This window comes from Sulfuricurvum sp. (assembly GCF_028688295.1).
GTDB lineage: Bacteria > Campylobacterota > Campylobacteria > Campylobacterales > Sulfurimonadaceae > Sulfuricurvum.
This window is the reverse complement of record NZ_JAQTYM010000073.1, coordinates 1-10,379: the sequence shown is the minus strand read 5'-3', so window position 1 is coordinate 10,379 and position 10,379 is coordinate 1. Positions and strand designations below refer to the sequence as shown.

Below are 10,379 nucleotides of genomic sequence, written 5' to 3'. Positions count from 1 at the left end.
TCAGGTGGCTATAGAGAGGGGGAAACGCCCGGTCCCATTCCGAACCCGGAAGCTAAGACCCTCATCGCTCATAATACTGCATCTTTCAGGTGTGGAAACGTAGGTCGCCGCCTGGCTTTCAGAATTTTAACCTTCTCTTCTTTTACAATCCCTTTTTTTCAATCAAAACACCACCTTCTCAGCATTGCTACTGTATACTTTCGCTTATGAAACCAACACTTTATTTCCTCAGATCCTCCGAACAAAAAATACTTATCGATATGCTCCATTATGCGATGCGCTTAGACGACGTCAATAAATCACTATCGGATATTCCAAAACTGGCTATCTACTGCGAATTTTACGGCTATACCAGCAAAGACTTAGGTCTGTATGCCCTTGTCGATAATCAGCTCGCAGGAGCCGTATGGATACGTCGTTTAAATGCCGATCACGGCTCAAATGGCTACATCGATGACAATACTCCTATTTTGAATATGGCAGTACTTCCTGAGTTTCGAGGGAAGGGTATAGGGTCACAGATGATTGAGCAGCTGTTTATGGAAGCAGCGGCACTCTATGATAATATCAGTGTAAGTGTTGTCTATGATTCACCCGCAATTCGTTTTTATGAGCTGCATGGGTTTGTGCGTCACGATAATGGCTCTGTAGAACAAAGTTTTGTCGATGGTAAGAATGTTATTACCTTGATTAAAAAGCTTCAAAAAGCAGCAATTATACGTCCGACTGATGGATATGATCCAAGACGTTGGATGGATTAATACCACTCTACTATTCTTTAAAATAAAAAAAGATAAATGGAACATCCCATAATTGATGTAAGTGTTAGAGCTCCAAATATCCATCTACCCATCTTACGATGTTTATCACTTTTTTCCAAAATACCATTCTGATATGATTTGTAAGTTGAAATAATGAGATATATCCATCCTCCAACGGCCATTAGTGCTATAAAAATATGAATGAGAAGAAATAAAAGGAGAAAATCGTACGATAAAGGACTTTCTTTGGCATATTCAACAAATCCACCTGTAAGACGAACACCAATTTCAAAAATAAGTACCATAATGATGGTAATGGCTAAAATAGCAAATTGGCTCTGGTAATGAAGTTTAATATTACCTCGAATGGCTTGGTGAATTGAAAACCCTAATAAAAAAGGGAGAATTGCAAAATAGAGAGTAACAATATCCATATACATTAAGGCTTTAGTGCCTAAAAATCCTGGTTCAAAAAACATAAATATCCTGATAATATAAATGCGACATTATAGCGAGTGTTTAGAGATTAGGTGAAAGAAGAAGGGTTGATATGACAGCATAGAGCTGTCATAAATCAATTAACGCTCTTCGTAAGAAGCGCCAGCGATCACTTTACGTGATACTGTGTAAGGAATCAACGCAGCTGCGCGTGATTGTTTGATCGCGATTGTAACCATATCTTGGTGACGTTTACAGTTACCTGTAAGACGACGAGGCATGATTTTGAAACGCTCAGAGAGTGAATATTTCAATGACTGTACATCTTTGTAGTCAATGAAATCAACTTTTTGCTCGCAGTATTTGCAATAACGTTTTTTGTATTTTCTTTTTTCTGACATGGTTCTATCCTTGTGCTTATTCTAAAACGGAATTTCGTCTTCGTTTATATCAATCTCTGGGAGATTGTTTTCCGGCATTCTTGCCGGTGCGGGTTTAGAATACGACGGTGGAGGAGTGTAAGCCGCTTTAGGTGCAGGTGCATCATAGCCGCTATTTCCAGCATCACTGTATTCGTTATAACCGCCCTGAGAACCACCCTCGCTACGTGAATCGAGCATTTGCATCGTTTCGACGATAACAGAGTGTTTAGAGCGCTTTTGGCCATTTGTTTGGTCAACCCATTGGTCAAATTTTAATCGTCCTTCGACGAGGATTTTAGAACCCTTACGGAGGTATTGGTTGGCTACCTCACCAGAACGTCCGAAAAAAGTGATATCGACAAAACATGTCTCTTCCTTTTTCTCGCCATTCACTGTGAATTTTCGACTCGTAGCAATAGCGGTATTGGCAATCGCCGATCCACCTTGTGCATATTTGAGCTCAATATCACGAGTGAGATTTCCAACCAAAATAATTTTATTAAACATAGGTTTTCCTTTAAAAGGCTTAAGAAGCTACTTCTTCTTTTTTCTCAGCAACAGCAGCAGTTGGAGCAGGTTTTTTGGTTTTTTCAACCATACCGTTCCAAGCAGCAATTTCACGTTTTGAATCGTATTTCATTGTTACGAAACGCAAAATTTCCTCGTTGATACGGAAACGACGCTCAATTTCAGAAATCGCAGCAGGTGCAGATTTGTAATACATAACGTAAAAATAACCGCGAGCGTTTTTCTCGATCGGGTAAGCTAATTTTTTCATTCCCATTGCGTCGCGAGCAACGATCTCACCGCCGTTTGCAGTGATCACTTCTTCAACGAGAGCGATGGTGTTTTTAATCTCTTCTTCTGTAAGAGTAGGTTTTACGATTACTAGGTTTTCGTAATGTCTCATAGCGTATGTCTCCTTATGGTGTTCGCCCCTTATGGTTGTTATACAGCACGACAGTCGTGTTGCAAAGAGCAAGGAACGCGCGGATTATACTAAAATTTTGCTTAATTTAAGTTTCATTTAGTTTCATGATTCTTGTAGTATAATATCCAAAAGCTCAATTATGATCGTGAGAATTTATGCGCTTAATTACTCAGTTTATTTGGCGAAAACATGCGCTTGAACGGATGTTGGAACGCTCAATTACCCGTAACGAAGTAATGGAATGTGCATACAAGGGTGAGGTTATAGAATCTTATCCCGAAGACTACCCGTTTCCAAGCTTTTTGGTTTTGTATTCAGAGCCTATACCGCTTCATATCGTTATGGCGATGGAGGGTGAGGATTGTTATATTATCACTGCATACAGACCGAGTCCTGATGAATTTGAGAATAACTTTACTACAAGGATAAAACGATGAAAACCTGCCCGTTATGCAAAGGTTCTATTGTCAATGGTGTGAGTACCTTTACGGTTGATCTCGGTTTCGGCGTTGTGGTTGTACGTGACGTTCCTGCTACTGTTTGTTCTCAATGTGGCGAGGAATGGCTATCAGATAACACCGCTGTGAAACTAGAAAATATCGTTGAAACTGCCCGTCAAAAACATGTGACGGTAGAAGTGGCTCGATGGAGTGAAGCGGTCGCGTAATCATTAATTCCCAATCAAGTCGGGAATGACAAAAGCAGAAGGTGTGTTTATAGAACGCTTTGTAGTTTAAGCAGTGCCGATAATAGGAGTGATTCTTGATCGGGGCTTCCGGTCGATTTCATCTTTAGCTCGGTATCGAGGAGGAGATTTATCCCCCGTTTATACCCCTCAGGCGAGATTTTGATCGAGAGGGCGGCACGCTCTTTTTCGACAAATCCCGGAAGTTTATACCCCAACACGAGAGCCGAATCGGCGACGCCGTGAATTTTGATGGCGCTGTTAAAAAGATACAACTGTGTCAAAAATCCGCTGATGGCGGTGAGGAGCTGGATCTCGTTTTCTCCCGATTCGAGGAGGTGGCGTAGCGAGGGGAGAAACTCTTTTTTCTCGATGACACGGGCGATGAAGTGGTCGAGTTTGATTTCGCTCAGACCGAAGACATGCTCATCGATCTCTTTCATTCCGATCGGTTTGCCCAAAATGGAGAGTTTGGAGAGCTCGTTGCAGGCGAGGGCGAGATCGTTGTTGTGGATGTCGAGGAGGTGAAATGCCGCTTGATTATCGAGTTGAACCCCTAGCGCTTGCGCTTCTTGCATTACGATGGCGCGTGCTTCGGCGGCAAAGGGGTGGAAGAAACGAACTGATCCGGTATGGGCACCTTTGAACGCGGTGTCGGCTCCTTTGACATCCTCGCCGTAGTAGCAGTAGACGAAGGTATTATCACTGTTTTTTCCGACGAGTTCCACGAGGGTGTCGAGCTCGGCTTTGGGGAGCTTTTTTTCGTGTTTGACGATAAGGAGATTTTGATCACCGAAAAGTGAGCCTTGCGAAAGGTGGGCTTTGGCGGTGTTGAAATCGTACTCGTCATGATAGAGGCTCAGAACCGATGCCCCCTCGATCTGAGCGAGTCCGTGTGCGTAGCGGTCGATGAGAAAGTGGCTCTCGCCGAAGAGTGCCATTGCTCGTGGTGCTGAATTGTTTTGGAGGTGACGGTCTAGCTCTTGTCTATTCATCCGTTTCCTTCTCTATTCGACTCACAAACGAGGCGGTGATTTTCGCGGTGGCGAGGTTGGCGGTTTCGATTTTAACGATGATGTCATCGAAGAGCATCAGACCAAATTGTGAGGAAATCTGTACTTTTGCCCCCGTGATGGTGTCGTGAATCTCGGCGATGAACGGCTCTTCGGCGCGCATGATACGGGCTTTGAACTCTTGTCCGATCACGGTGGCCGCCCAGCGGGCGAATTTGCGCTCTTGGAATCGGATTTCGATGTCGCTCGCTTCACGCTCTTTTTCACTGATGGAGGTACAAAGAGACTCGATGTTGCGCAATACATACGATCCCTCTTCGGTATCTCCTGCCGCAATCGCTTTGAGGAGGCGGTGGACGATCAGGTCGCTGTAACGGCGGATCGGAGAGGTGAAATGGGTGTAACGATCAAACCCGAGACCGAAATGTCCCATGTTATACGGAGCATAGCGTGCCTGCATCTGAGCACGGATGATGAGGGTATCGACCTCGCTGATCAGATCGCGCCGCTCCGCTTCGGCTTGGATCGCCATGATCGTCTCTTTGATCGAGCCTTGGGACTCGACGAAAATACCGATACTCGCCAACTCGGTGTAGAGGCTTTGGAGTTTCATCGGGCTAGGGGATTCGTGGATACGAAACACTCCCCGCTCGTACAGTGATGCCGCCGCTTTGTTAGCGAGGAGCATACAATCTTCGATAAGGGCATGCGACGGCGTTTCGACAGCAAACTCGGTGGAGACGATATTCTGCTCTTCATCGATGCGCATCTCCAGTTCGCTGGAGCGGAAGTTGTACCCTTTTTTCATCCGTTCTTCACGGAGTTTATAGGTGAGATCATTGAGCAGAGGGATATAGGCTAATACCTTCGCCTCTTTTTCGGTTTTGGCTTCGAGATTCCCTTCGAAAAAGGCATCGATCTCTTCGTAGCTGAAGCGTCGGTGAGAGTGGATGATCGATTCATACAAGGTATGGGAATCCATCTCATAGGTTACGGGGTCAATGTGCATCTCAAACGTGTAGGCAAGACGATCGACGAGAGGCTGGAGCGAGCAGAGGGTTTCGCTGAGTTCTCTCGGGAGCATCGGGATGGAGCGGTGGGGGAGGTAGATCGAGAAACTGCGATAAATCGCTTCGGCGTCGATCGCTCCGAACGGGTGGACGTATTCGCTCACATCGGCGATAGCGACGTAGAGGGTGGAGGTTTCGGGGATATAACAGATGGCGTCATCGAAATCTTTGGCGGTGACGGGGTCGATGGTACAAAACGGCAGATGGCGCAGGTCACGGCGGTGGGGATAGAGCGAGGCATCGACCTCTTTGGGAAATTCGCGTGCCATGGCTAATACGTCATCTTCGAACGCATCATGTTTGTTGTAGAGGGCGAGGACGATTTTCTCATCCACTTTAGGATCACTCAGGTTGCCTAAGTAGGCGGCTATGGTTCCGCTTTGGTTGTTGATCTGGTAGAGTGATCCTTCGGCTGTTTCGGGGAGATCATTGAGGGCAAATCCTGCGGGATGATCGGTGCGGATGTCTTGGAGGCTCAAATAGCCGTTTTTCATCGTGACGACGGCGACGCTGAAGGTTTCGCTCCGTCCGGCGATGACGACGACTTTCGCCTGAGGACCGCCCCGTTTTCCGAGTAACCGTTGGGCAATGACCAAATCGCCACTTTTCGCCCCCATAAGGTTATTGGTTTCGATAAAGTGGTCGCGGATACTCTCTCCCAATGTCTGAAGATACGCACCGCTCTCAGAAGCCAAAGAGACGATACCTGCGCGGTATTGAGATGCGAGCTGATATTTGTTATCCTCATGAGTAAGAAGTTTTCGTGTAAGCCATTCATTAATGTGCTCACGCTCTTCGGGTGCGATATCTTGGTCATAAAGACCATGGGTAAGACGAATTAGGAGTGATTTCATAAGAGATATTATAGTCAATAAATACTTCTATGATAGAATAACTCTTCTAATTTTACAAAGGAACATACTAATGACACATGAAGCGATTTTAAACCAACTCGGATATGCCCCAAATGAAGCATTAAGCCTCCAACTCAGCCGAATCGAAGAGAATACGGCAGGGTATGAGAAAATTATCAAACATATTTTGGATTTGCACGAAGCGTTGAAAACGGATGAATCGTATGTGGCGATGTCGAACAGTAACGACTATTTTAAAATCAAGATCGATGCGACGAGTGAGATCAGTTCAAGTGACGCGATGGAAAAAATCAACCATTTTGCGGATAAGTACAAAGTTCAGCTTCAAAAAGTGGACGGGAAACCGACTTATTATATTGTTGGATTTGCGGCGTAAATAAATGGGGCTTTCGCCCCGCTTCTTGAAGAGTTCTATTAGGCTTCTTGTATAACCCCGAAGAAAAAAATATGACATTATAAGACGGAAAAGTAGGTTATAGGTGTCAGATGATACCTATTTTTATTTTGTGTTAGCCATTATAAACTGCCAATCAAACTTTTAAATGATTCTCTATTTTTCTTTCGCGATGCGAGTTCACTGACTAAATATTTAATACACGTTTGTAAAGTATTTGCTCGTTCGAGACAAACTTCATCACTATATTTATGGACTCCTTCACTAAGTACTTGATATAAACGACCCAATGGATTAAGTCCAGATGGAGTTAAATAATCAGGCATGGCATTATTTGCAACTTTGATTTTTTCGCTCATTGGGGTTTCTTTCTTTAATTCCGATAGTTTATCTAGTAGCGAATGATCTGCATTTGTGGAGTTAATTTCTTCTTGGAGCATGTCGAGTAATTCACCAATATTATTTTCAATAATTCTTCGCATGTATGCAAAAGCTGCAATTCCATAACCATTAGCTAAACACACCACAGCTTTTTCATAATAGTCTTTGTCATTCGAGAAAAACTTTTGTAGAAGTGGATCCCTGTCTAAATGCTTTCTAGGTAGTTCCCCATATTTTTGAAGTTTAATTGTTTCATCGCTAACTACCTGCTCAACTAAATATTCATGTTTTTCGTTATGGCAAGATACACAGGTGAACTGAAAAAAAGACTGACCAGAGGTAAGTTGTTTTCTGGGCATACCTGCTCCGCCTCCTCTAGAGCCCAAGTATTGAAAAGGTCTGCTTTGTTTGCACGTTTCACAGTAAGCATCTATTTCATTTATCCATAAACTCTCTCTATCGAAATCAGGTCTTTCAAACTCTTGCCAAGTATAGAGTGAAGCATTTTCTAAAAAATCTTTTATATGTTTGTCAGTGAGCTTTTCCATTCTTGTTATCTTTATCCTTTTATTGAATACTTGTGTTGCTGACTATTTATTTACACCAAAAATATATACTATTCTGCCAAAAATCCACAAAATAATTTGTTATTCAAAATGACATATTTTTAAACATTTTACACCGTTTTTCTTAAAATAATTTCCGTGTTTTACTTATGTGTAGAGTCAAAATTTACCGAAAGAGCGATACGATTCACCGCTCTTTAATATATGATCCCGTTCGCCCTGAGCTAGTCGAAGGGTGTTTAATTCATGCTTCGACAGGCTCACCACGAACGCAAATGTAGGTTATGCAAGAAGTCTATTCACTATCTATTGACACGGGTTATTGTTTGGTATATACTTGTGATATATATCTTTCAGAAAGGATCTGAGATGACAGTTATGGCAAAAGTGTTTCAAAACGGTCGTTCACAGGCGATTCGCATCCCAAAAGAGTTCCGCGTCGATACGGATGAAGTGTGCATTGATAAAATAGGCGATACACTGATTATCAAACCGAAAATAGAGAAGAAATGGGACGTGTTTTTTGATGCTCTAGAGGATATTGATACTGAGGGATTTCTTGAGGATCGAGAGCAACTGCCTCTTCAAACGAGAGAGATATTTTAATGCTCTATATGCTCGATACCAACATTTGCAGCTATATTATCCGCAATAAGCCCCAGAACATCAAAGAAAAGCTCAAATCCGTTGAAAAAGATCATACGATAGCTCTTTCTACAGTCGTTGTGTCTGAACTGATCTATGGTGCAAAGAAAAAAGGGAGTGAAAAGCTCTTTGATCTCGTCCTCTCCTTTATTGAGAATTTTCAGATCATGGATTTTGATAAAAACAGTGCATTGTCCTATGCGACTATACGGGTCGAGTTGGAAACTACCGGAAATATTATCGGTTCAAATGATCTATTTATTGCCGCCCATGCCAAAGGGTGCGATGCGATATTGGTCACTAATAACACCAAAGAGTTTGAACGGGTTGAGGGGTTGCGGTTGGAGAATTGGGTATGCTAAAAAGGACAAAAGTATGAGCCAAAATGAACCCATGACCCCACGAGGGTACGATGAACTCCTACGGGAATTTAAATTTCTTAAAGATGTCGAAAAGCCCCGTGTTAATGTCGAAAAACAGCGTGCGGCGGAGCTGGGGGATCGAAGCGAAAACGCCGAATATCATGCGGCGAAAGAGAAACTGCGTCACATCGATAAACGTCTTTTTTATCTGAATTCGATGATCGAAAAAGCACATATCATCGATCCATCAATTCTCGATCACTCCCGTGCCCATTTCGGAGCGACGATTGTGATTATGGATGTGAACACGGATGAGGAATTTTCCTATAGTATTTGCGGAACGCTAGAAAGTGAGCCTGAAAATGGACTTATTTCGGTCCATTCACCGCTCGCACGTGCGATGCTTGGGAAAGAGGAGGGAGATGAGTTTATTGTTCATCTCCCCAGCGGAAAAAAGAGTTACGAAGTGATCGGAATCGGCTATACCGACATCTTTTCACTCAAAAAAAATATCCGCAGTGAGAAAGAATATAGTTTTCATTAACCTTATTTAATCTCAATTTTTTTAGATACTTTTTTTCCTGTTTTGGGAACAGTGATTTTTAGTACACCGTTGGTGGATGTGGCACTGATCGCTTCGAGGTTGGCATCATCCGGGAGTGAAAAACTCTGATTGAATTGCCGATACGATTTTTTCGACCCCTCTTTTCCCTCCGATTCTTCTTTTCGCTCTCCCGAAATCACCAATCGATTACCGACGGTTTCAATCGCAATATCTTTTTTATCCATCCCCGGCAGATCGATATTGATGAGGTAGGCTTTATCAGTTTCTTTCATGGATGATGCACTGTACGCTGAAACCATGCGGGGATAAGGACGTTCGAAAAACCGTTCCATATCCTCCATATTCCAAAATGCGCATTTTTCATCACACGGTTTTTCCGGTTTTGATTGAGGAGTAGATACGGTTGCTGTCGCTATTAAAGGGATAGCACTTAGCCAAACTAAAACAGATTTTGATATATTCATGGATAAACCTCCGATAATGATTTTAGAACACTAAATTTATATCGATTTTGTAAATAGAGGGTAAATTAAGGGGGCGCTTGATTAGCCTTTGGTATAATCGCGTTACTATTACTATTTTAAGGAATTTGCCGTGAGCACTCCCCTTCCAGATATCGAAAAAGTTCTAAAACAGCATAAATTGTCAATGGACGATTATGCCCATATCAAAAAAATTCTCGAACGTGAACCAAATCTCGTTGAGATCGGAATTTTTTCAGCAATGTGGAGTGAACACTGCAGTTATAAATCGTCTAAAAAACATTTGAACGGTTTCCCGACTAAAGCACCGTGGGTTATCCAAGGACCGGGTGAAAATGCGGGTGTTATCGACATCGGCGGCGGATATGCGGCGGTTTTCAAAATGGAGAGCCATAACCATCCGAGTTTTATCGAACCGTATCAAGGTGCAGCAACAGGTGTCGGCGGGATTATGCGTGACGTATTCACCATGGGTGCGCGCCCTATCGCCAACCTCAATGCACTCCGTTTCGGTAATGTATTGAACAAAGATGATATTAGTGCGCATCAGCGTTATTTGGTACGCGGTGTCGTATCGGGTATCGGCGGATACGGTAACTGTATGGGGGTTCCGACGATCGGCGGTGAGACAAGTTTTGATGAGTGCTATAACGGTAACATCCTCGTAAACGCCTTTACTCTCGGACTCGCTAAAAGCGATGAGATTTTCTACGGAAAAGCGGAGGGGATTGGTAATCCGGTTATCTATGTCGGATCTAAAACAGGGCGCGACGGTCTCGGCGGTGCGGT

At 43.3% G+C, this 10,379-nt stretch carries 16 protein-coding genes and 1 rRNA gene; 9 read left to right on the top strand and 8 right to left on the bottom strand.

The window, feature by feature from the left end:
- A 5S ribosomal RNA gene (rrf, locus tag PHR02_RS11690) occupies window positions 1-116 on the top strand.
- A gap of 90 nt (window positions 117-206) precedes the next feature.
- Complete coding sequence (locus tag PHR02_RS11685; protein WP_299992275.1) at window positions 207-761, top strand: GNAT family N-acetyltransferase; 555 nt, start codon at window positions 207-209, stop codon at window positions 759-761.
- 17 nt (window positions 762-778) lie between these two features.
- On the opposite strand, the gene PHR02_RS11680 is transcribed toward PHR02_RS11685, so the two are convergent.
- From PHR02_RS11680 to rpsF, 4 genes are all read right to left on the bottom strand, one after another.
- A complete protein-coding gene (locus PHR02_RS11680) occupies window positions 779-1,240 on the bottom strand; it encodes a DUF420 domain-containing protein (protein ID WP_299992274.1) in 462 nt (153 codons plus the stop codon).
- A gap of 99 nt (window positions 1,241-1,339) precedes the next feature.
- Window positions 1,340-1,600, bottom strand: a complete 261-nt coding sequence (gene rpsR, locus PHR02_RS11675; protein ID WP_299992273.1) for a 30S ribosomal protein S18 — start codon at window positions 1,598-1,600, stop codon at window positions 1,340-1,342.
- A 21-nt stretch (window positions 1,601-1,621) separates the two neighbouring features.
- Window positions 1,622-2,128, bottom strand: a complete 507-nt coding sequence (locus PHR02_RS11670) for a single-stranded DNA-binding protein (protein WP_299992272.1) — start codon at window positions 2,126-2,128, stop codon at window positions 1,622-1,624.
- Between the two features lie 19 nt (window positions 2,129-2,147).
- The gene (rpsF, locus tag PHR02_RS11665) at window positions 2,148-2,531 is read right to left on the bottom strand and encodes a 30S ribosomal protein S6 (RefSeq protein WP_299992271.1); all 384 of its coding nucleotides are present in this window, start codon (window positions 2,529-2,531) and stop codon (window positions 2,148-2,150) included.
- 176 nt (window positions 2,532-2,707) lie between these two features.
- On the opposite strand from rpsF, the gene PHR02_RS11660 reads away from it, so the two are divergent.
- Together PHR02_RS11660 and PHR02_RS11655 are read left to right on the top strand one after the other, a co-directional pair.
- Window positions 2,708-2,989 carry a DUF4258 domain-containing protein gene (locus PHR02_RS11660; RefSeq protein ID WP_299992269.1) on the top strand — a complete coding sequence of 94 codons (282 nt, stop codon included), beginning with the start codon at window positions 2,708-2,710 and terminating at the stop codon, window positions 2,987-2,989.
- Window positions 2,986-3,219, top strand: coding sequence for a type II toxin-antitoxin system MqsA family antitoxin (locus tag PHR02_RS11655; RefSeq protein WP_299992267.1), 234 nt, complete (start codon window positions 2,986-2,988; stop codon window positions 3,217-3,219). Before PHR02_RS11660 ends, PHR02_RS11655 begins: the two co-directional genes overlap by 4 nt.
- Before the next feature lie 47 nt (window positions 3,220-3,266).
- On the opposite strand, the gene holA is transcribed toward PHR02_RS11655, so the two are convergent.
- Both holA and PHR02_RS11645 read right to left on the bottom strand, forming a co-directional pair.
- The gene (gene holA, locus PHR02_RS11650) at window positions 3,267-4,232 is read right to left on the bottom strand and encodes a DNA polymerase III subunit delta (protein ID WP_299992266.1); all 966 of its coding nucleotides are present in this window, start codon (window positions 4,230-4,232) and stop codon (window positions 3,267-3,269) included.
- Window positions 4,225-6,174 (bottom strand): ribonuclease R family protein, encoded by a 1,950-nt coding sequence (locus PHR02_RS11645; RefSeq protein ID WP_299992265.1) that lies wholly within the window; start codon window positions 6,172-6,174, stop codon window positions 4,225-4,227. The genes holA and PHR02_RS11645 overlap by 8 nt, the downstream gene beginning before the upstream one ends.
- A 70-nt stretch (window positions 6,175-6,244) precedes the next feature.
- On the opposite strand from PHR02_RS11645, the gene PHR02_RS11640 reads away from it, so the two are divergent.
- Window positions 6,245-6,571, top strand: a complete 327-nt coding sequence (locus PHR02_RS11640; protein ID WP_299992263.1) for a hypothetical protein — start codon at window positions 6,245-6,247, stop codon at window positions 6,569-6,571.
- 140 nt (window positions 6,572-6,711) lie between these two features.
- Here PHR02_RS11640 and PHR02_RS11635 read toward each other — a convergent pair whose 3' ends face one another.
- Window positions 6,712-7,518 carry a hypothetical protein gene (locus PHR02_RS11635; protein WP_299992262.1) on the bottom strand — a complete coding sequence of 269 codons (807 nt, stop codon included), beginning with the start codon at window positions 7,516-7,518 and terminating at the stop codon, window positions 6,712-6,714.
- Between the two features lie 387 nt (window positions 7,519-7,905).
- Between PHR02_RS11635 and vapB the strand changes: the two genes are divergently transcribed.
- The 3 genes from vapB to greA are packed head-to-tail and all read left to right on the top strand — an operon-like array spanning window position 7,906 to window position 9,087.
- Window positions 7,906-8,142 carry a type II toxin-antitoxin system VapB family antitoxin gene (vapB, locus tag PHR02_RS11630; protein WP_299992260.1) on the top strand — a complete coding sequence of 79 codons (237 nt, stop codon included), beginning with the start codon at window positions 7,906-7,908 and terminating at the stop codon, window positions 8,140-8,142.
- Window positions 8,142-8,543, top strand: a complete 402-nt coding sequence (locus PHR02_RS11625; protein WP_295013233.1) for a type II toxin-antitoxin system VapC family toxin — start codon at window positions 8,142-8,144, stop codon at window positions 8,541-8,543. The genes vapB and PHR02_RS11625 overlap by 1 nt, the downstream gene beginning before the upstream one ends.
- A gap of 13 nt (window positions 8,544-8,556) precedes the next feature.
- Window positions 8,557-9,087, top strand: coding sequence for a transcription elongation factor GreA (gene greA, locus PHR02_RS11620; RefSeq protein ID WP_299992258.1), 531 nt, complete (start codon window positions 8,557-8,559; stop codon window positions 9,085-9,087).
- A 2-nt stretch (window positions 9,088-9,089) separates the two neighbouring features.
- On the opposite strand, the gene PHR02_RS11615 is transcribed toward greA, so the two are convergent.
- Window positions 9,090-9,572: an Hsp20/alpha crystallin family protein gene (locus tag PHR02_RS11615; RefSeq protein ID WP_299992257.1), complete on the bottom strand. Its 483-nt coding sequence runs from the start codon at window positions 9,570-9,572 to the stop codon at window positions 9,090-9,092.
- Window positions 9,573-9,702: 130 nt separating this feature from the next.
- Here PHR02_RS11615 and PHR02_RS11610 point away from each other — a divergent pair.
- A partial coding sequence (locus PHR02_RS11610; RefSeq protein WP_299992255.1) for an AIR synthase related protein occupies window positions 9,703-10,379 on the top strand: 677 nt, incomplete at its 3' end.